This is a genomic window from Gillisia hiemivivida (genome assembly GCF_007997295.1).
GTDB classification, from domain to species: domain Bacteria; phylum Bacteroidota; class Bacteroidia; order Flavobacteriales; family Flavobacteriaceae; genus Gillisia; species Gillisia hiemivivida.
In genome coordinates this window covers 160,232-180,066 of record NZ_VORY01000001.1, presented here as the reverse complement: position 1 = coordinate 180,066, position 19,835 = coordinate 160,232, and the positions used below count along the sequence as shown (strand labels likewise).

Genomic DNA, 19,835 nt, shown 5'->3' with positions numbered 1-19,835 from the left:
GCTTATAACTGTTTATCTAATGCTGAAATAGTAGCTGCAGCTTTCTCGTAATCCTGATTCATAGTAACACTAGAAGAAGGAGCATATCTTGCGAACTCACAAGTTTCTATAAGAGAAATGAACTCTTTATTTGTTGCGGGATCCACTTTCCTGTCTTGCAACAGAACATCGATTTTATCTTTACTCATTTCGTTGGTTTGAATATGCAACTTAGCTTTGAGATAATTGTGTAAGGCTCGCTCCAGAGCTATATAAAACGCCTTTTGATCTCCCAAATTATTCTTAGCTTCAGAAAGGTATTTCTTGGCAAGGCGATTCGCTTTCTTAATCTTTTTGCCTTGTACATCATTTGTTAATTCCCTTCTTTTTTTACCAAGGACGATCCCTAAAAATACAACCGCAATAGGAAGTGATAACAAGGTCCAGAATAAAGCCGAACCTAAAAAAGGACCCGAATTAATAGGTCTTAGATTGGTACTCAACTTAATGTATTCAAACTGCTTCCCGGTTGCTTCAACTGGAAGTTTGTTTATGGTATTCCCTGCTGAAAAAGAAGAATTGGCAGGAGCGCTTGAAACTTCCAACAAAATTTCTTCAGTATTAATGGTCTTATAACTTTTACTGCTAAGATCGAAGTATGAAAACGATAAGGCAGGAATAGGGAAATTCCCTTTTTGATTGGGCACTACGGTATAGGTGTCTGCAATGCTCCCTTGGGTGCCATTAAGATCTGTTCTTACGTTCTCAATTCGTTCCGGCTCATATAATTCAATAGAACTTGGCACTTCCAACTTAGGAAGGTCAAAGAGTTTTAAATTTCCTTTTCCAGAAACTTGAACCTTTAATGTTAAAGATTCGGTAGCTGCTAATTTGGTCTTACTGGCACTAATCTCAAAATCGAAGTCTCCAACAGCACCTGTAAAATTTGCTGGTTTATTTGCAAGCGGCAGTGGCTTTACGTTTATGTCTCTTTTCCCGGCAGTAACCGTTTTATCTACTGTGGTGTACAATCTGCCACCAAAAATATCACGACGCTCACTTGGAACATCTACAGATACAGAAAGGGCCAGTGGTTGTATTTCTAGTTCCCCTGTTTTTTGAGGATATAGTATAGTTTTTCTAAGCACTACAAATCTATATGGCTCTCCTTGATATTCACCAGATTCAATTTTTAATTGTCTAATATCTATATTTTGACTCCAAAAATCGCTGTAAACTGGGCTATCCATTTCCCGCCAATTACTCACGCTCACTAATGGGCTCACATATAATTTATAGACCACGGTAATGGCTTCGTTTAAAAACGGATTAGAATCGGAAATTTCTGCAACAAGATGTAGGTTTTCTGATGCAACGAAATCGGAGTTATTACCATCTGTAGGGGTTTCCACGGCTGAAGTAACCTCAACCTGAATAGGCGTAGTTTTATATATATCATCATCTATGGTAATCTCTGCCTGAGATATCGTGAACTTTCCTCGAGATGTTGGCGCTAGAAAATAACTGTAGGTTTTAGAATAGGTACGTTTTCCATTGATCCAACTATTACTAACTGCCTGATTAGGACCACCAACAACCGTAAAGCCTTTAAAAGAAGGTGGATTAAAGTTGTCCCCATCCTTATTCATTTCAAAGTCTACCCGGAGGCGCTCATTTACCCCTAATTTATTCTTGCTAGCCTTGGCTTCAAATTTCACCTGAGCAACAGAAATTGTAGAGATCGCTAGAAAAAACGATAATATGATTATTCTTAATTTCATTCTTTAAATGCTCTTTTTTATTGAATCTCAGATTCTTTCTACCAGTCTTTAGCTGTTTTTGTTTTTGCTCCTTTTGCCTTTTCAGCATTTATTTTATCCTGAACTTTTTTCTCTTCGTTGTTCATAGCTTCCAATAAATTTTTTATTTGCTGAGGAGAAAGTTGACCTGGCTGAGGTTGCTGTGGCTGTTCCTTTTCCTGCTCCCCTTTCTCGTCTTTTTGCTCTTTCTGATCTTTTGGCTCTCCTTTATCATCTGGCTTTTCAGGTTCTTTTTTAGGCTCCTTTTCTTTATCTCCACCTTCGTTTTCCTTATTATCGCCTTGATCTTTTTTATCCTTTTCTCCTTTATCGTCTTCCTTCTTATCTTTATTCTGATCTTCTTTTTCCTTCTCTTTATCTTCTTGGTCGTCCTTTTTATCGTCCTGATCTTTGTTTTCCTGCTGCTCTTTTTCCAACATTTTCTTAGCTAAAGCCAAATTATATCTGGTTTGCTCATCTGTCGGGTTATTTCTCAACGCATTTTTATAAGCACCTATTGCTTCAGCGTATTTTTTCTGATCCATATAGGAGTTCCCCATGTTATGAAAAACATCATGCTTATCTTCCTTTGTTTCTGCCACTTTTGCTGCTTGTTTGTATCTGGAAGTAGCTTGTGCAGGTTTTTCTTTTCCGTAGTACATATTGGCCATATTATATCTGGCTGTCGCACTAGATTCATTTTTCGAAACCGCTTTTCTATAGGAAGCTTCCGCGGAAGAAAAATCGTTTTCCCCTAATTCCTCTTCTGCATTTTTTAAAATTTTATTGGTCTCCCGATTCAATTTCTTATCGTTCTCCTGAAGCGATTGTGCTTGTAATCCTGAAACAAACAAGAAAAAGCCCATCAAAATCAGATTGATGTGCGAAGTGATTAATTGAATTCTCAAAAAGTTCTGCATCTTATTTTTTATGTTCATTAAACAGATTCAATTTCTTGATCCATCTTGTTTTTCTTTCCAATAAAAAGACATCTAAAAGTATCAACAATATTGCCAATCCCAAAAACCACTGAAATTGTGACTGATAGTCTGCAAATTGTTTTGCTTCAAACTCGGTTTTATCCAACTTCTGGAGGTTCTCTGCCACTTTTTCCAGCACATCCTGAGTTATATTTCCTTGAATATATTCTCCATTGGCATCGTTGGCAATATCCTTTAATGTAGCCTCATTAAGCTTAGTGATCACAGTCTCTCCATTCTGATCTTTTTTATAGGTCTGGATCACACCATTTCGCTTAATTGGGATTGGTCCCCCCTTTAAAGAACCTACTCCAATGGTAAAGATACGTATCCCTTTATCAGCTGCTTCTTTTGCAACATTGCCTATGTCTCCTTCATGGTCTTCCCCGTCACTTATTATAAAAAGCACTTTGCTGGTTTGGTCTTCTTCATTAAAATAAGTGGAAGAAAGTTCTATCGCTTCATTTATAGCGGTCCCTTGGGAAGAAACCATATCTGTATTCATCGCCTGTAAGAACATCTTAGCCGAGGCATAATCTGTAGTGATTGGCAATTGCGGGAATGCACTTCCTGCATAAGCGATAATTCCAATTCTATCGCTCGCAAGATTATTTATGATTTGCGTGACCAACTGTTTGGACTTCTCTAACCTGTTGGGAGCTACATCTTCTGCTTCCATACTTTTAGAAACGTCTATCGCAAAAACAATATCTACCCCTTCTCTGGTAACGGTTTCCATCTTAGTCCCAATCTTCGGATTTACCAAAGCAATTACTAAAAGCGCTAAAGCCAAAAGAAGTAAACTGAATTTTAACCAAGGCTTAAAAACAGATTTATCGGGTGTGAGCTGCTCCAGCATTTCGGGTGAAGCAAATTGCTTTTGCTTTGATTTTCTCCAAAATAATAAGCCTATAAAAAGAACAATCAACCCAGGGATGATCAGCAATAACCAGAAAAATTTTTCTTCTTCTAAAATATACATCAATATGTTCTTTTATAAAATATGAGCTTTTGCTCTTGCTTCTTTTAAATAAAACTTCTAAAAATCGTGAACCTTAAAAGTAATTCCATCAGTAATATGAATCCGGCAATTAAAACCAGCATTCTAAAATTCTCCTTATAATTATAATATTTGAATTCTTCTACTTCGGTTTTTTCAAGACTATCTATTTCCTTGTAGATATCTTCTAATTTCTCATTATTTGTTGCCCTAAAATATTTTCCTCCGGTTGTACTCGCTATTTCCTTAAGCAGTTCTTCATCTATTTCCACTTTCTGATTGCCATACTGAAAATTACCATTTGGTAAAATTCCTATTGGAGAAAGTGCCATTCCGTTACTCCCAACTCCAATAGTATATACTTTAATACCATATTCAACTGCCAATTCACTGGCGATCTTAGGATCTATAAATCCTGCATTATTTACACCGTCTGTTAATAAGATGATCACTTTACTTAGCGCCTTACTATCTTTAATCCTATTTACGGACGTTGCTAAACCCATTCCAATGGCGGTTCCATTAACTAGAACCGGGCTATAATCTATATCTTTCAAAGAGCTTAAAACAACCGCCTTATCACTTGTGATGGGCGTTTTTGTAAAACTTTCGCCGGCGTATTGCACTAATCCTATTCTATCTGTAGGCCTGCCTTTAATAAATTCACTAGCTACTTCCTTTAAAGCCTCCAGCCTGTTAGGTTTTAGATCGCGAGCCAACATACTTGCTGAAACATCTATAGCAAGTACAATATCTATTCCTTCTGTAGAGGTTGTTTTTGTTGAAACATCTGTAGTTCTAGGTCTTGCCATCGCAATAATAAGCAATGCTAAAGCCAGTAAACGCAATACAAATAGTCCATGTTTTAAATAAGGAAGTACACTGCGATTTTTCTTAAACCCCTGAATACTGGACATCTTTAAAGATGCCTGCTGTTTGTCTCGTTTCCAAAAATACCAAACCGCGGCTATCGGCAGTAAAACCAAAAGCCAGAAAAAATGGGGACTCTCAAATGTGAAATTGTCAAACATTAACTTGTGGGTTTTTCAAATTCAACTGAATTGATTATTCTATTTGCAATTTCATCGGCATAAGCATCTTGCTCATTATAGATCACCGTTATTTGCTGAAAACCACCATTTACAGCAAAATTCAGAATAATATATTTCTTATTAATGCTCCTATCTTTTTTGGGTATTTCCATTTCCAGCGTTCCAAAGACCTTAACGCCCTCAACCCCTTCTAAGGTGGTATATTCTTCATCTTTTGTGATGATATTCTTGGCGCCTTTCTTTTCCAGATTTGCATAAACGCCATCTACAGCAGTATTTAATTCAAATTTTACGTCTTCTTGAAACCTTACCGTACTTAGAACCACGTACAATTCTTCTTCTAGGTTTCCGTCTATAAAAGTTTCGTTCCCCACCAACATTTCCTTCGCTTCATTCGGCATGTCTATTTCACCGCGCTTTAATACCCTTGGGGTAACTATGCTAACTGATGGATCTCCATATTCACTTTGTATCCATTCTCCATCTAGCAACTCCTTTGTCGGGTTTCCGCCAAAAAGATCTACCAAATAAGTATACCCATTAGTATTCACCAATACAGTTCCTATAATAAAGATTAGAACCAATCCTGAAAGAGAGATCGTGAGGATCTTCTTCTTTCTTTTCTTTTTTAATTGAAGCTGTCTATATTCCTCATCTTTTAATAATTCCTCTTCTGTAGGTTCAGGGATTGCAGCTTTGGTATCTATAATAACATGTTCAATTTTAGACCTGTCTTCTTTAGCTGTAATAATATCTGGTTTGGAATTGGCGAACTTAGCAAGATCAGCTCTTTGAAGGATTACTTGAAGATCTGTAATAGTTTGATCACTTAATTTTAACTCTCCGGTTTCTTTTTTGAGTTCCAAGAAATGAATAAGCTCTGAAGTGGTACTTTCCATTGCCCTTAAATGAACCTCATCTTCTATATATCTCCTAACCGCTTCAGTTAATTTTGAATAGTATTCCTTAGTCTGCCTGTTCTCCAATAAATGAGATTTATCCAATTGCTCCAGCTCAAATAAGGCTCTTTCATAAGGTGGCAATTGCTTGATCGCGGCATCTCTTTTCTTTTTTCTTCTGATAAAAAAGAATGCAATACCAGCTATTATAAGTATTCCCAAGACCCACCAAATCCAATTCGGGATTTGGAATCCAGAGGGCACATCCATTGCTGGCTTAATAGGAAACATTTTTTGTTTGGTAGTATCTACTACTACATCTGCGACCTCAACCTGAAAAGAATCGGTTAAGAAAGGGCGCTCATTTATTAAAACTCGCTGCTGCGGAATAGTATAACTACCCGAATCAAACTGAGTTAAATAATATTCTTTAAGTAACCTAAATCTATTTTCTATCCTGGAAGTGTCTGTAGCTAAGGACTCAACTACTTCCAAAGGATTAAATGTGGCTCCTTCTGGAAAAACTACTAGCGCAGTGGAATCTGCTTCAACAGATATCTGATATTTTATTTGCTCTCCAATTTTTATGGAAGTAGAATCTATTCCCGCAGAAATTTGTGGGGCTTGAGCAAAGCTATTTAGCGATAAGAATAATAAAAGTCCGAAAATTGCCATCTTTCCGAAGCCATTCACATAGGCAGAAAAATTTAAGACATAAGCAAGTTGCCTTATTTGTAAACCGTACTTTCTAAATGTTGAATATTTTTGTGTCATTATAAATTCTTAGCTTCTTCTTTTAAAATAACCCAAAAGTTTTTTTACATAACCTTCATCTACGCGTGTATTTATAGTGCCTGCTCCGCTTTTATTAAAGCTATCTTTAAAATAAACTTCTCGCTCTCTAAAATATTTAGCATAAGCGGTTCTAACAGATTTAGCTCCGGTATTCACCATCATCATCTCTCCAGTTTCGGCATCTAACATTTGTACTAAGCCTAGATTTGGGATCTCTTCTTCGCGCTCATCGTAAATACGAATTCCAGTAACATCGTGTTTCCCGCTAAGGATCTTCAAGGTTTGCTGATAACCATCTGTCATAAAATCTGAAAGCACAAAAATTATCGCTTTCTTCTTCATCACACTACTTGCATATTTAAGAGCTTCAACCAGATCTGTACTTTTATTTTTTGGTTCGAATTCTAATAATTCCCGTATAATTCGAAGCACGTGTGATCTTCCTTTTTTCGGCGGAATAAATAATTCCATCTGATCTGAAAATAGCAACAATCCGATTTTATCATTGTTTTGTGTTGCCGAAAATGCCAAAGTAGCAGCAATTTCTGTAATGATCTCCTTTTTAGATTGAAGTTTTGTTCCAAAAAATTCGGATCCCGAAATATCTACCACCAACATCATGGTTAGCTCTCGCTCTTCCTCAAACACCTTTATAAAAGGCTCATTATACCTAGCGGTTACATTCCAATCTATGTTTCGTACATCATCTCCGAATTGATAACTCCTTACTTCGCTAAAAGTCATCCCTCTCCCTTTAAAGGTAGAATGATACTCGCCCCCAAACATGTTATTGCTCAGACGCTTAGTCTTGATCTCAATTTTTCGGACTTTTTTAAGTAGTTCTTTAGTATCCATAGCTCTTAAAGCTCTGATGAAGGTAGAATAGAATTAATATTTGGAAATAAAATTGGGTTTTGTGAGCAATCTATGGTACTTCTACCTCGTTGATGATCTTCTGGATAATATCTTCGGAAGTTATATTTTCTGCTTCAGCTTCATAAGTAATTCCAATTCTATGTCTTAGCACATCATAAACAATAGCGCGAACATCTTCAGGAATTACATAACCTCTTCGCTTTATAAAAGCATAACATTTAGCCGCGATAGCCAAATTGATACTTCCACGAGGAGAAGCTCCAAAATTTATAAGTGGTTTTAATTCTTCTAAATTGTATTTTTCAGGAAATCTGGTAGCAAATACAATATCCAAAATGTATTTTTCTATCTTCTCATCCATATACACTTCACGAACTGCAGCTTGCGCTCTGGCAATTTGCTCCAAGGTAACCACTTGATTCACTTTCTCGAATCCTCCTTTTAAATTGGCTCTTATAATAAGTTGTTCATGTGCCATGTCAGGATATTTGATCACTGTCTTTAGCATGAATCTATCTACCTGAGCTTCTGGCAACGGATAAGTTCCTTCTTGCTCAACAGGATTCTGAGTAGCCATAACCAAAAATGGTCTATCTAAAATAAATGTTTCGTCTCCAATTGTAACTTGCTTCTCCTGCATGGCCTCTAACAAAGCAGATTGCACTTTTGCTGGAGCACGGTTAATCTCATCTGCTAATACGAAATTCGCGAAGATTGGCCCTTTTTTAATGCTGAAATCGTTTAATTTCATATTATAGATCATCGTTCCCACAACATCTGCAGGTAAAAGATCTGGCGTAAATTGAATTCTACTGAAGCTCCCATGTACCGCTTGAGACAGCGTATTAATTGCTAAGGTTTTTGCAAGCCCGGGAACACCCTCCAAAAGGATATGACCTTGCCCCAATAAACCAATTAACAAACGCTCTACCATTTCTTTTTGCCCAACGATCACCTTATTGATCTCGGATGTAAGAATATCTACAAAAGCACTTTCTTTTTCTATTTTCTCATTAAGACTTGAAATGTCTACCGTAGTATTATTTTCTATCATGGATATTACTTTTAAGTATGTGAAGATATTTACAAATTACGAAAGGTGCAAGTAGAACAATTATTGAACCATAATAGTTAAAATAAGAAGAAAAAAAATAGGGCTCCCTAAAATTTTTCAATTTTAGGGAGCCCATCTGAAAAAGAAATCTAACCTCTAATCCAAAAAGATCGGTTCTAAATCTATAGTTCCATTAGTCGTAACCTCAATATTATTAATAGTTTTCACTTGAAAACCTGATAATAAGGAAGGTTTAATTGTCACTTTATAAATACCTGCAGGAACACCATTTAATGCAAACTCTCCGTTGGCATTCGTATAAGCAGAAATTGTAGTAGTTGCGCTTTGTGCTGTAATCTCACTTTGGAAATTAGTTGGATGTACCTCACCTATTATTGTTCCGGTTTCAGCAGTAGCAGTAGCACGAATAACTGGCTTCAAAATAAATCCTCCCGAATTACCTGCGCTTACTATAGATTTATCTACATCAAAATCCAATAAGAATTCATATTCCTGACCAGCTTCTAATTCTTGATCTACTTTAATTTTTAATCCAGACTGTTGAGCACTTGGAGTACTTAGTTCTTGTCTTGATTCATCATTTAAAATTAAATAATTATCATCCCCAAGCACTAATCTTATCTCACTAAGGTATCCTGCTTCCACCTCTGCATCTGCCAACAATTGTGTTACTCCACCTGTTAAAGTTAAAAGATCATACATTCCCGTTTGCACTCCAGTTAAGCTAACCCAAGCTTCTTCTTCTGAAGCTGACGCATCAGATTTAATCATCACGTCTGTCACATTCACAAAAACTGACTTGTAATCACCTGGAGCATCTGTCATCCTTACTTTTACTCTAGCAGAGTCGTCTCCCCCATTAGAATCGTCATTACTACAACTATACAATACAGTTACAGCAAGAATTGCCATTAAAAATCCTGTGAATTTTTTCATTTTCATATTTGTTAATCGCTTTTTCATATATAAATTGATTTGGTTTTGGAGAGGATAACGAAGCATTGTCTAATAGATTTTATGGTGCGCCCACAATTAACTATTTTTAACAAGACTTAACATTCGTTTACTAAGCATATCAATCTTATTCTGGATACATTTTATAACTTCAAATGATCTTTAAAATCTCAATACTATAACATGACAAAAATCGCATTAATCACAGGAGCCACTAGCGGAATTGGAAAAGCAACCGCCTTTGCATTAGCTAAAAATAACATCAGTTTGATCTTATGCGGAAGAAATACAGAAGTTTTAAAAGAATTGGAAATAGAACTATCTAAACAAGTCGCTGTAACCACCTTAAATTTTGATGTAAGGGATAAAACTGAAGTATTCAAAAAAATTGAAGGCTTGCCAGAAACCTTTAAGAATATAGATGTTTTAGTTAATAATGCAGGGAACGCTCATGGCTTGGATCCTATCCAGGATGGTAACTTGGAAGATTGGGACTCCATGATTGATATTAATGTAAAAGGCTTGCTTTATGTGAGCAAAGCTATTATTCCCGGAATGATCGAGCGAAAATCCGGACATATTATAAACATTGGTTCTACCGCAGGGAAAGAAGTGTATCCAAATGGAAATGTGTATTGCGCCAGTAAATTTGCAGTAGATGCTTTAAACCAAGGGATGCGAATGGACCTTAATAAAACAGGCATTAAAGTGGGTGCGGTAAATCCAGGTTTAACCCAAACAGCTTTTAGTAAAGTGCGCTTCAAAGGAAATGAAGAAAAAGCAGAAAAAGTGTATCAGGGGTTTGAAGCGCTTCAGCCCGAAGATATAGCAGATATTATCTCCTTTGTGGTTTCCAGACCTTATCATGTAAATATTGCAGATCTTACTGTAATGCCTTCAGCACAAGCAAGTAGTACTATTTTGAATAAAAATAAAGATTCTTAATTAGTATATTGTATATCCGTTTTTTGTCATAATATAGTATATAGTCACCCTGAGACCCGTGATAAAAAAATTATCTAGCAGAGGAAATTGACGTATGAAAAATGTTGAAACTCCCGATGCTTCTGGACAGCATGACGGAATTAAAACCAGTATCGTCACCCTGAACTTGTTTCAGGGTCTCTTATTCGGAGTAACTTTGAAAATACGTCAGTGGTAATTTATTTCAGGATCTCAATTTATTGTATTCGTTTAAAATACAGTGAGATTTTGAAACTCCCGAAGTTTCGGGACAGAATGACGTCTATTTTCAGTTTATTACACTTATCGGACAATCAAATTTATATTATTTATAGCCCGTTATGATAAGTTTTAAAATAAAAAATAAAAATAGAAAATAAGGAATATTTAAAATGATCAACAAACGGCTTTTAATAAAAAACTTACTCGCTCATAACGACGAGAATAGCTTTTATGATAAAAAACGGACGTTGAATATTGGGCAAAGAGAAGGAAAAGCTAAGTTCTTAAAACATGTTTGTGCACTAGCCAATTCCAATCCTAAGAACAATTCCTACATAGTGATTGGAGTAGAAGATGAAGACAACTTTATTACCGGAGTCGATTTTTTTGATGATAGTAAAATCCAGAATTTAATAAATGCCTATTTAGATAATCCCCCTTTGGTTGCTTATGAGAATATCCCATTTCCTCACCTCCCAGACCATCTTGTAGTTGGATTGGTTACCATTAGACCTAATAATGGAAAAGTATGTGCCTTGCGCAAGAATATTTGGAAATACTATGGTGGGGCGGTTTATATTAGGGAAGGAAGTATTAGTATGCCCAAGAATTTTGGAATAGAACTAAAAGATATTAATTCTGATATTGTTGCTTCCATAGAGAATCATGCGCAAAATAATATCGAGCTCACCCTAGACGGGGTTTTCGATTTTATGAAAAAGCGCAAAGATTTTCACCCTTCTTATAAAGTTTTTAAAGAATATTTTGTGGTTTGTTGGGCTGGAAAAATCAAGCAAATTAAAGGAGAAACTTACTATTCTAGACTGGACATAGAATTAATTAATGAACAAGTGAAATTGTTTTATTCAGAACTCGATGTAGTAAGTATAAGTATAGATAAGGATTATTTTAAAATTGTGGAGTATGTGCATTTAGGACTTCAGGATAAATATCAGTATTATCCGTTAGAGAAAGTGAGTATTAGTTTTAAAGATAACGCTGGCTATGATATGGAAAGTAAATTACTCTTTAAGCCGCCCCAGTTCGACAAAAAGATTCTTTATCATATTTATAATTCAAACAATGCATTGGTTGCCAAACTTAAAAATGGTTCTCAACTTACTAAAAATGAGGAAAAGGATTTGCTTAAAATGCCGGCGGCTTATTTAATATGTTATTTTAATGAATTTGATGCTTCCATAGATAAATTAGAAGAAGCAAAGGAGTATTTAAAGATTCACAGTACAAAAGCATATCAATCTTATAAAGAAAGTATTAGGGTCCTTAGAAAGGTAAAATATAATTAATATGAACAGGACGATTGCCATTGGCGACATACATGGAGGACTTAAAGCACTAATTCAGCTACTAAAAAGGATAGATCTTTCTCCAAACGATAAACTTATTTTTTTAGGAGATTATGTAGATGGTTGGAGTGATTCTGCAAACACTATTACTTATTTAATTGAACTTGCTAAGCAGAACACCTGTGTCTTTATACGTGGTAACCACGATGATCTTACTGAAGCATGGTTAAGAACTGGGGATCTGAATGAGCAATGGCTTCAACATGGCGGGCAATCTAGTATTGATGCCTATAGAAATTTTACTTCAGAAGAAATTAAAGAACATCTTGCTTTTTTTAAGCAAATGGTTAATTATTATGTAGACAAAGAAAATAGATTGTTTGTACATGCTGGTTTTACAAATATTCGTGGGGTGGAAAATGAATATCATGATACCGCTTTCTACTGGGATAGGACGCTATGGGAAATGGCACTTTCTTTAGACGATAAAATCCCTACTGATCATAAATTTTATCCTAAACGCTTACTATTATTCAGGGAAATCTTTATTGGTCATACTCCTGTAACTAGAATTGGGGAAGACAAACCAGTAAATATGGCAAACGTTTGGAATACAGATACGGGTGCAGCTTTTAAAGGGAAAATTTCTGCAATAGAGATAAAAACTAAAGAAATTTGGCAAAGTGATCCTGTGCATGAGCTTTATCCTGATGAGGACGGTAGAAATTAAGAAAAAATTTGGCATACAAACCTTAATAACTTCATATATTTGAAAATAAATTTATATTATGCATCATTTTTGATATTTAATATAGAAAGTTACTCCAGCGCTTTACAGAATTCAGTTTTGTAATGTTTGGAAACCCTAAAAAAAAGTAAGCTATGGCTTTAGATAATATCCGTTTAGAAGTAATGAAAACTGTCGAGAAACAGGTAGACAGTTTCGTAGATAAGTATTTGATTCCCGTGGAGGAAATTTGGCAACCAACAGATTTATTGCCGAATCTTCAAAACGAAAATTATATGGAAGAGATCAAACAGATCCGTGAGGAGTCTAAGGAATTAGGCTATGATTTCTGGGTGGTGCTAGTAGCCGATATGGTTACCGAAGAGGCTTTACCTACTTACGAATCTTGGTTAATGGACATGGAAGGTGTGCAACAACACGGGCGACAAGATGGATGGGCTAAATGGATTAGACATTGGACCGGTGAAGAGAATCGCCACGGTGATACCTTAAATAAATATTTGTATCTGTCTGGAAGGGTAGATATGCGTGAAGTTGAAAAAACCACACAATATCTTATTAATGATGGTTTTGATATTGGTACCGGGCGTGATCCATATAGAAACTTTATTTATACTAGCTTCCAAGAATTAGCAACCAATATTTCCCATAAAAGAGTTGGGCAATTAGCTAAGAATAAAGGCAACAAAATGCTTGCTAAAATGTGTAATGTGATTTCTGGTGACGAAATGAGACATCATTTGGCCTACAGAGAGTTTGTAAATATCATTTTTGAACACGATCCAAGTGAGATGATGCTGGCTTTTCAAGATATGATGAAAAAGAAAATTGTAATGCCTGCTCAGTTCATTAGAGAATCTGGACAAGGGATTGCAGAAGCTTTTGAAAATTTCTCCAATGCCGCCCAACGCTTGGGTGTTTATACAACCTATGATTATATAGATATTTTGAGAAAGTTGAATGATTACTGGCAAATAGATAAATATACCTCTCTAACAGATGATGCTGAAAAGGCGAGAGATTATCTAATGGCGTTACCAGATAGAATGACCCGTATTGCAAGTAGGATTTCTATACCTCAAGACCAACACCAATTTAAGTGGGTTGGAGCAAATGGAATTTTATAACTTCTATTATATTTAAAAACAGAAAAACCCGAAAATCTCGGGTTTTTCTGTTTCTAAGTAATTAATATTTTAGAAATAGTTACAATTTCATCTCTGGAATATCACCTTCAACAATCAAAGTTCCCTCAGTTGCTTTTTTAATGTCCTCGACACTTACCCCTGGAGCTCTTTCTAATAATTTAAAGCCTTTATCTGTAACCTGGATCACGGCCAATTCTGTTACTATTTTTGTAACACATCCTACGCCGGTTAAAGGAAGTGAACATCTTTTAAGCAGTTTAGACTCACCAGCCCTATTGGTATGCATCATTGCAACAATAATGTTTTCTGCGGAAGCAACTAAGTCCATGGCGCCACCCATTCCTTTTACCATCTTTCCTGGAATTTTCCAGTTGGCTATATCTCCATTTTCAGCAACTTCCATAGCTCCTAAAATTGTAAGATCTACGTGTTGTCCCCGAATCATTCCAAAGCTCATTGCAGAATCGAAAAAACTAGCTCCTGGTAAAGCAGTTATAGTTTGCTTCCCTGCGTTAATAAGATCGGCATCCTCTTCTCCATCAAACGGAAATGGACCCATTCCTAAAATACCATTCTCGCTCTGGAATTCTACATTTATATCGTCTCTTACAAAGTTGGCAACCAAGGTTGGAATACCAATCCCTAAATTCACATAATATCCATCTTGGATTTCCTGAGCAATTCGTTGTGCAATTCCGTTTTTATCTAACATATTTTAATGTGTTGATTTGAAAATGTGTTGATTTGAAAATTATCTGGTTTTTGCAGAACTGATAATTTTCGATATAATTTTAATTATAGTAATTAGCTCTTCTTTTAATCCTGGTTTTGGCTTAGGAAGAAATGGTGATTTCTCACACAAATCCAACCAGTATTCAGTTTCATCGGCTTCTTTTGCAGCAATCTTAAATTTATGAATAAAATCTGCTATGCTTTCCGCGTTCTGTGCCTCTTTTACATTAGCGCCTATAGAAGTTCCACTTTTAAATAGCTGGGAGGCCATTTCAAATTTTCTTCCACTTCTCAATTCTTCTGTGAATTCAATTATCTCAACCGAAAAATCGAAAGTCTTCTTAACGATAATATTTGATTTATCATCTCTCAATTTTCAAATTAGCTAATTCTCAAATTATTTTTGTCTCACAGTTCTCTGTTCAATTCTCTTTTCATAATTCTTTCCTTCAAAGATCCTTTGCACAAATATTCCAGGAATATGAATTTGATTTGGATCCAATTCTCCCGGCTTCACTAATTCTTCAACCTCAACAACTGTAATTCTTGCCGCACCACACATTAGCGGATTGAAGTTTCGTGCTGTTCCTTTAAAAATTAGATTTCCAGCTTCATCCCCTTTCCATGCTTTCACAAATGCAAAATCGGCTTTGTAGGCATGTTCCAAAACATACATTTTACCATCGAAGTCACGTGTTTCCTTACCTTCGGCAACTTCAGTTCCATATCCGGCAGGGGTATACACTGCTGGGTAGCCTTGCTGGGCTGCCTGACATTTAGCAGCTAAAGTTCCTTGAGGTGTAAGTTCTACATCCAATTCCCCGCTCAGCATTTGCCTTTCAAATTCAGCATTTTCCCCAACGTAAGAGGAGATCATTTTTTTAATTTGCTTTTTATGAAGAAGTAAACCTAATCCAAAATCATCTACCCCAGCATTATTGGAAATGCATGTAAGGTCTTTGACATTGAGTTTTACTAATTCTGAAATGGAGTTTTCCGGGATACCGCTAAGTCCGAATCCACCTAGCATCATGGTCATCCCGTCCTTTACACCTTCTAGTGCTTCCTGAACGTTCTTTACAGTTTTTTTGATCATTGAAATTTCATTTGTGGAAATTTACAAAAAGTTTGAATTTACTACAACGATTTCAACGAGGCAATTTATCCATTCGCCCTAAGAAAGTTGAATGCTATATTTTTTAACAAAAAAAATCGAGAACTATATTGAAATAGCTCTCGATCTAGAATTTTTATTTTGAATTAGAATTCTTTAAAAATCCAACTCGTCTGGAATCAACTGAGAATCGTTTTTTCCTTTTTTATAATTATCACAATTTATTTCTATAGATAAGTTCTCTGGTCTAGGAAAAGCTCCACTAGAAACACCAAGATCCTTTTCAGAATAAACATCTTTCATGTACATTCCCCAAATAGGTAAAGCCATGGTAGCTCCTTGTCCAAAAGAAATTCCTGGAAAATGCACCGCACGATCTTCTCCACCAACCCAAACTCCAGTTACTAAATTAGGAACCATCCCCATAAACCAACCGTCACTCCCATTTTGAGTAGTACCAGTTTTACCCGCAATTGGATTCTTGAAATCGTATGGATAGCCCGTCATCGCTTTTTTATAATAAGCATTATTTACTGCCCAATTCCCTCTTAATCTGGTACCCGTTCCAAACTGAGTAACTCCTTCCATAAGATTCAACGTAACATAAGCAGTTTCCTTACTTAAAACATCTTTGGTTTCTGGTACATGCTGATAAAGAACCGTTCCGTTCTTGTCTTCTATTCTATTTACGATGACAGGTTTTACATAAACCCCTTCATTTGCAAAAGTGCTATAGGCTGAAACCATTTCGAATAAGCTCATGTCTGCAGTTCCTAGGGCAATAGATGGCACTGCAGGAATATCCTTAGTGTCTACTCCTAACTTATCTAAAAGCTCTATTACTGGCCTTGGACCTGTTTTAGCTATTAATCTTGCCGAAATGGTATTTACAGAATTTGCAAGTGCGCTTTTAAGCGTCATCATGCCTTCGTATTTATCATCACTATTTCTTGGAGACCAATCATTTTGAGTACCCATCTTACCAGCTTCAATTGTAAAATGGTTTCTTGGTAAGGTGTCGCAAGGAGATAGTTTTAGCTGATCTATTGCCGTAGCATATACAAAAGGTTTGAAAGTAGATCCTACTTGCCTTTTTGCTTGCTTTACGTGCTCATATTTAAAACTTTTAAAATCTATTCCTCCAACCCATGCTTTAACTTCCCCCGTTTGTGGAGTCATAGACATCATTCCAGCTTGGAAGAATGATTTATAATATAAGATAGAATCTTTCGGAGTCATGATGGTATCCCTGGTTCCTTTCCAGCTAAATACCCTCATTTCCCTTTTCTCATCGAAAGATTTTATAATCTCTTCCTTAGATTTTCCTTGAGCTTCCATTTTGTGCCATCTCTCAGAAACTCTCATCGCATTTTTCACAATACTTGCCACCTCATCTTCATTAATATCTCTAAATGGAGCGGTTTTATTATTTTCATTTTGTCTGTCAAATTCCTTTTGAAGATTTGCCATATGTTTTGCAACAGCATCTTCAGCAAATTCCTGCATTCTAGAATCTATACTTGTATAGATATTCAATCCGTCTCTGTATATATTATAACTACTTCCGTCCGGCTTAGGATTCTTTTCGATCCAATTTCTCATAAAACCTTGCAAATACACTCTAAAATAGGTAGCAATTCCCTCATCATGCCCTTGTGGCGTAAAGGTTATCTTCATGGGGATTTGCTGTAAAGAATCTTTTTCTTCTCTGGTAAGAAACCCATTTCTCTCCATCTGTTTGAAAACCTGATTTCTTCTTTGCTCAACAAGATCTGGCCTTCTCACAGGATTGTATAAGGCAGAATTCTTCAACATTGCAACCAAAACTGCAGACTCTTCCAGTTTTAGATCCTTTGCCTCTTTGTCAAAATAGATCTTTGAAGCAGAACGAATTCCTACTGCCTGATAGATAAAATCGTACTTATTAAAGTACATGGTAATTATTTCTTCCTTGGTATACTGGCGTTCCAAACGGATAGCGATGATATATTCCTTAAACTTTTGCATTACCCTTCCCATAAAATTCTTGGAGACATCATCGGTAAATAATAATTTTGCCAGTTGCTGTGTAATCGTACTTGCACCTCCTCGAGATCCTAAAAAAATAGCAGCTCTTAAAGTCCCTTGAGCATCTATTCCGGAATGTTGATAATAACGCTCATCTTCAGTAGCAACAAGGGCTTCTATTAAATGATCTGGAAGATCATCAAATTTAATAGGAGTTCTGTTCTCGCTATAATATTTTCCAAGTGTTTCGCCATTAGAAGAAAATATTTCTGTTGCCAAATTGGTTTCAGGATTTTCCAGTTCTTCGAATTTTGGCATTTTCCCGAAAGCGCCCCATCCAGCAAGCAAGAACAAGACTATGATAAACAAAATTCCAGCACCAAAAAGAGTCCAGAATCCTATGATATATTTTCTAAAACTGCTGTTCTTTTTAGAGTTATTGGGGGTTGATTTTTTTGAAGGATTTGCCATGGGTGCCATTACATTAATTGGGAGTTTTTTCAATTCGGAAACCTATTTCAGTAATCCCTTTAAGATTTTCTATTCCTTTTTCGTTTCCATTCTTACGCATAGCATGTTGAAGGGAAACCTTATATTTTCCTGACTCTGGGAACTTAACTTGCTCCTTATACCAAAGTTTATTTTCTTTTACATCTCCAAATCCTATGCCAAGCCATTCTCCACTAGGAGCTGCCATTTCATATTCCAAAGTGTCTGTAATAACTTTGCCTTGTGGAAACTGGATCTCTGAAATTAAGAACAGGTTACTGTATTCCAAATCGTTATTATTCCTAACATTGATAAACAAATTATAGCTTTGTAAAGTGTCTATGTTTTTAAGAGTAAACGTTAAAACTGAATCTTTATTCCATTGATTAGGAAGACTTTTATATTCGTCGAATACTCGATCTTTATCACAGCCAATAAAAACAGTAGCTAATAATAAAATCAATAAAAAAGATCTAGCCATTATTGGACGGTTTTCCTTTTTTGCGTTTATTTTTTCTTCGTTTCTTAGTATTGTTTGACTTTGGAGTATCAAACCTTGTAAGGCTATCTTGCCCAACAACATTGGTGTAGTCTGTTTTTGAAGCTTTTTCAACTTCTACTAAAACTTCATATTCTTCTAAACTAGCAATAGTCTCTTTTGCGATATTTGCTTTCACAATTTTAGAAGCTTGTTCAGCAGTTAATTTATGCCAATTCATCCATTCCCCTTCATAGGCATACCATAACACACCTTGGAAAATATCTATTTTTTGGCAAACAGCTGTTCCCTTTTTAGTGTAAAGTTTGGTGTCTGTCTTCGGAAAATCCTTAAGCGCATCTAAATAAGTGTCTAACTCATAATTCAAACAACATTTCAATTTCCCACATTGACCTGCTAATTTTTGTGGGTTCAATGATAATTGTTGATATCTCGCTGCGGAAGTATTTACAGATCTAAAATCTGTTAACCATGTAGAACAACATAATTCTCTTCCACAAGATCCAATTCCACCTAATCGGGCTGCTTCCTGACGGAATCCAATTTGACGCATTTCTATACGGGTATTGAATTCTCTTGCAAACTCCTTAATAAGCTGACGGAAATCCACTCGTTCTTCAGCAGTATAATAGAAAGTGGCTTTAGAACCATCTCCTTGAAATTCTATATCACTAATTTTCATGCGAAGATCTAACCTAATGGCTATTTCTCTGGCACGAACCTTCATTTTATCTTCTTTATCTCTTGCTTCCTGCCAAACATCTATATCTCTTTGAGAAGCTTTTCTATATATCTTAAGTACCTCTTCACTGTCCTCTTTAACTTTCTTCTTTTTCATTTGAACTCTTACCAATTCCCCGGTAAGTGTTACAACACCAACATCGTGACCCGGTGAAGCTTCCGTAGCTACCACATCTGCAATGCTTAAAGTTAAGTTTTCGGGATTATGAAAAAATTGTTTTCTACCATTTTTAAATCGAACCTCTACACAGTTGAATGGCTCTACCCCATTGGGTAAAGACATGTTAGCAAGCCAATCAAAAACAGTTAATTTATTACAACCATCAGAACCACAGGTTCCGTTATTTTTACATCCTTTTGGCTGACCATCTTTCCCGGTCGCGCAAGTACTACATCCCATACTATATATATTGAAAACCCTAACAAAACAAGGCTTGTTGGATTTGGAGTTATTAT

General features: G+C 35.9%; 18 protein-coding genes. 4 read left to right on the top strand and 14 right to left on the bottom strand.

What is annotated here, in order from left to right; translation table 11 throughout:
• Nucleotides 1-2: 2 nt before the first annotated feature.
• The 8 genes from ES724_RS00800 to ES724_RS00765 all read right to left on the bottom strand — a co-directional run bounded on the left by ES724_RS00800 (nucleotide 3) and on the right by ES724_RS00765 (nucleotide 9,391).
• On the bottom strand, nucleotides 3-1,760 hold the full coding sequence (locus ES724_RS00800) for a BatD family protein (RefSeq protein WP_146928302.1): 1,758 nt from the start codon (nucleotides 1,758-1,760) through the stop codon (nucleotides 3-5).
• Between the two features lie 38 nt (nucleotides 1,761-1,798).
• Nucleotides 1,799-2,698 (bottom strand): tetratricopeptide repeat protein, encoded by a 900-nt coding sequence (locus tag ES724_RS00795; protein ID WP_146928300.1) that lies wholly within the window; start codon nucleotides 2,696-2,698, stop codon nucleotides 1,799-1,801.
• A 1-nt stretch (nucleotide 2,699) separates the two neighbouring features.
• Nucleotides 2,700-3,740 carry a vWA domain-containing protein gene (locus tag ES724_RS00790; protein WP_146928298.1) on the bottom strand — a complete coding sequence of 347 codons (1,041 nt, stop codon included), beginning with the start codon at nucleotides 3,738-3,740 and terminating at the stop codon, nucleotides 2,700-2,702.
• A gap of 44 nt (nucleotides 3,741-3,784) precedes the next feature.
• A complete protein-coding gene (locus ES724_RS00785) occupies nucleotides 3,785-4,789 on the bottom strand; it encodes a vWA domain-containing protein (RefSeq protein WP_146928296.1) in 1,005 nt (334 codons plus the stop codon).
• Nucleotides 4,789-6,483 (bottom strand): DUF4381 domain-containing protein, encoded by a 1,695-nt coding sequence (locus ES724_RS00780; RefSeq protein WP_146928295.1) that lies wholly within the window; start codon nucleotides 6,481-6,483, stop codon nucleotides 4,789-4,791. Before ES724_RS00780 ends, ES724_RS00785 begins: the two co-directional genes overlap by 1 nt.
• Before the next feature lie 9 nt (nucleotides 6,484-6,492).
• On the bottom strand, nucleotides 6,493-7,359 hold the full coding sequence (locus ES724_RS00775; protein ID WP_146928293.1) for a DUF58 domain-containing protein: 867 nt from the start codon (nucleotides 7,357-7,359) through the stop codon (nucleotides 6,493-6,495).
• 70 nt (nucleotides 7,360-7,429) lie between these two features.
• Nucleotides 7,430-8,434, bottom strand: coding sequence for an AAA family ATPase (locus ES724_RS00770; protein ID WP_026836935.1), 1,005 nt, complete (start codon nucleotides 8,432-8,434; stop codon nucleotides 7,430-7,432).
• Nucleotides 8,435-8,590: 156 nt separating this feature from the next.
• Nucleotides 8,591-9,391: a DUF4382 domain-containing protein gene (locus tag ES724_RS00765; RefSeq protein ID WP_246136785.1), complete on the bottom strand. Its 801-nt coding sequence runs from the start codon at nucleotides 9,389-9,391 to the stop codon at nucleotides 8,591-8,593.
• Nucleotides 9,392-9,592: 201 nt separating this feature from the next.
• Here ES724_RS00765 and ES724_RS00760 point away from each other — a divergent pair, with 201 nt between their 5' ends.
• The 4 genes from ES724_RS00760 to ES724_RS00745 all read left to right on the top strand — a co-directional run bounded on the left by ES724_RS00760 (nucleotide 9,593) and on the right by ES724_RS00745 (nucleotide 13,776).
• Nucleotides 9,593-10,354, top strand: coding sequence for an SDR family NAD(P)-dependent oxidoreductase (locus ES724_RS00760; protein WP_146928290.1), 762 nt, complete (start codon nucleotides 9,593-9,595; stop codon nucleotides 10,352-10,354).
• A 410-nt stretch (nucleotides 10,355-10,764) separates the two neighbouring features.
• Nucleotides 10,765-11,901, top strand: coding sequence for an ATP-binding protein (locus tag ES724_RS00755; protein WP_146928288.1), 1,137 nt, complete (start codon nucleotides 10,765-10,767; stop codon nucleotides 11,899-11,901).
• A 1-nt stretch (nucleotide 11,902) separates the two neighbouring features.
• Nucleotides 11,903-12,631 (top strand): metallophosphoesterase family protein, encoded by a 729-nt coding sequence (locus ES724_RS00750; RefSeq protein ID WP_146928286.1) that lies wholly within the window; start codon nucleotides 11,903-11,905, stop codon nucleotides 12,629-12,631.
• 152 nt (nucleotides 12,632-12,783) lie between these two features.
• A complete protein-coding gene (locus ES724_RS00745; protein ID WP_146928284.1) occupies nucleotides 12,784-13,776 on the top strand; it encodes an acyl-ACP desaturase in 993 nt (330 codons plus the stop codon).
• Nucleotides 13,777-13,855: 79 nt separating this feature from the next.
• Here ES724_RS00745 and ES724_RS00740 read toward each other — a convergent pair whose 3' ends face one another.
• The 6 genes from ES724_RS00740 to ES724_RS00715 all read right to left on the bottom strand — a co-directional run bounded on the left by ES724_RS00740 (nucleotide 13,856) and on the right by ES724_RS00715 (nucleotide 19,779).
• Nucleotides 13,856-14,509 carry a CoA transferase subunit B gene (locus ES724_RS00740; protein ID WP_146928282.1) on the bottom strand — a complete coding sequence of 218 codons (654 nt, stop codon included), beginning with the start codon at nucleotides 14,507-14,509 and terminating at the stop codon, nucleotides 13,856-13,858.
• 39 nt (nucleotides 14,510-14,548) lie between these two features.
• Nucleotides 14,549-14,902, bottom strand: a complete 354-nt coding sequence (locus tag ES724_RS00735) for a four helix bundle protein (protein WP_146928280.1) — start codon at nucleotides 14,900-14,902, stop codon at nucleotides 14,549-14,551.
• A gap of 24 nt (nucleotides 14,903-14,926) precedes the next feature.
• Nucleotides 14,927-15,625: a CoA transferase subunit A gene (locus tag ES724_RS00730; RefSeq protein WP_146928278.1), complete on the bottom strand. Its 699-nt coding sequence runs from the start codon at nucleotides 15,623-15,625 to the stop codon at nucleotides 14,927-14,929.
• A gap of 174 nt (nucleotides 15,626-15,799) precedes the next feature.
• Nucleotides 15,800-18,121, bottom strand: a complete 2,322-nt coding sequence (locus ES724_RS00725) for a penicillin-binding protein 1A (RefSeq protein ID WP_170249833.1) — start codon at nucleotides 18,119-18,121, stop codon at nucleotides 15,800-15,802.
• A 13-nt stretch (nucleotides 18,122-18,134) separates the two neighbouring features.
• Entirely contained in the window at nucleotides 18,135-18,620 is a 486-nt protein-coding gene (locus ES724_RS00720) for a gliding motility lipoprotein GldH (protein WP_026836926.1), read from the bottom strand.
• A complete protein-coding gene (locus ES724_RS00715) occupies nucleotides 18,613-19,779 on the bottom strand; it encodes a PSP1 domain-containing protein (protein ID WP_146928276.1) in 1,167 nt (388 codons plus the stop codon). Before ES724_RS00715 ends, ES724_RS00720 begins: the two co-directional genes overlap by 8 nt.
• Between the last annotated feature and the right edge of the window lie 56 nt (nucleotides 19,780-19,835).

Bases quoted from the DNA above. Each gene is read 5' to 3' on its own strand.
- ES724_RS00715 (WP_146928276.1), bottom strand. From the start codon at position 19,779: ATGGGATGTAGTACTTGCGCGACCGGGAAAGATGGTCAGCCAAAAGGA.
- ES724_RS00780 (WP_146928295.1), bottom strand. From the start codon at position 6,483: ATGACACAAAAATATTCAACATTTAGAAAGTACGGTTTACAAATAAGG.
- ES724_RS00730 (WP_146928278.1), bottom strand. From the start codon at position 15,625: ATGATCAAAAAAACTGTAAAGAACGTTCAGGAAGCACTAGAAGGTGTA.
- ES724_RS00765 (WP_246136785.1), bottom strand. From the start codon at position 9,391: ATGAAAAAATTCACAGGATTTTTAATGGCAATTCTTGCTGTAACTGTA.
- ES724_RS00740 (WP_146928282.1), bottom strand. From the start codon at position 14,509: ATGTTAGATAAAAACGGAATTGCACAACGAATTGCTCAGGAAATCCAA.
- ES724_RS00750 (WP_146928286.1), top strand. From the start codon at position 11,903: ATGAACAGGACGATTGCCATTGGCGACATACATGGAGGACTTAAAGCA.
- ES724_RS00760 (WP_146928290.1), top strand. From the start codon at position 9,593: ATGACAAAAATCGCATTAATCACAGGAGCCACTAGCGGAATTGGAAAA.
- ES724_RS00755 (WP_146928288.1), top strand. From the start codon at position 10,765: ATGATCAACAAACGGCTTTTAATAAAAAACTTACTCGCTCATAACGAC.
- ES724_RS00720 (WP_026836926.1), bottom strand. From the start codon at position 18,620: ATGGCTAGATCTTTTTTATTGATTTTATTATTAGCTACTGTTTTTATT.
- ES724_RS00790 (WP_146928298.1), bottom strand. From the start codon at position 3,740: ATGTATATTTTAGAAGAAGAAAAATTTTTCTGGTTATTGCTGATCATC.
- ES724_RS00725 (WP_170249833.1), bottom strand. From the start codon at position 18,121: ATGGCAAATCCTTCAAAAAAATCAACCCCCAATAACTCTAAAAAGAAC.
- ES724_RS00785 (WP_146928296.1), bottom strand. From the start codon at position 4,789: ATGTTTGACAATTTCACATTTGAGAGTCCCCATTTTTTCTGGCTTTTG.
- ES724_RS00775 (WP_146928293.1), bottom strand. From the start codon at position 7,359: ATGGATACTAAAGAACTACTTAAAAAAGTCCGAAAAATTGAGATCAAG.
- ES724_RS00745 (WP_146928284.1), top strand. From the start codon at position 12,784: ATGGCTTTAGATAATATCCGTTTAGAAGTAATGAAAACTGTCGAGAAA.
- ES724_RS00795 (WP_146928300.1), bottom strand. From the start codon at position 2,698: ATGCAGAACTTTTTGAGAATTCAATTAATCACTTCGCACATCAATCTG.
- ES724_RS00800 (WP_146928302.1), bottom strand. From the start codon at position 1,760: ATGAAATTAAGAATAATCATATTATCGTTTTTTCTAGCGATCTCTACA.
- ES724_RS00770 (WP_026836935.1), bottom strand. From the start codon at position 8,434: ATGATAGAAAATAATACTACGGTAGACATTTCAAGTCTTAATGAGAAA.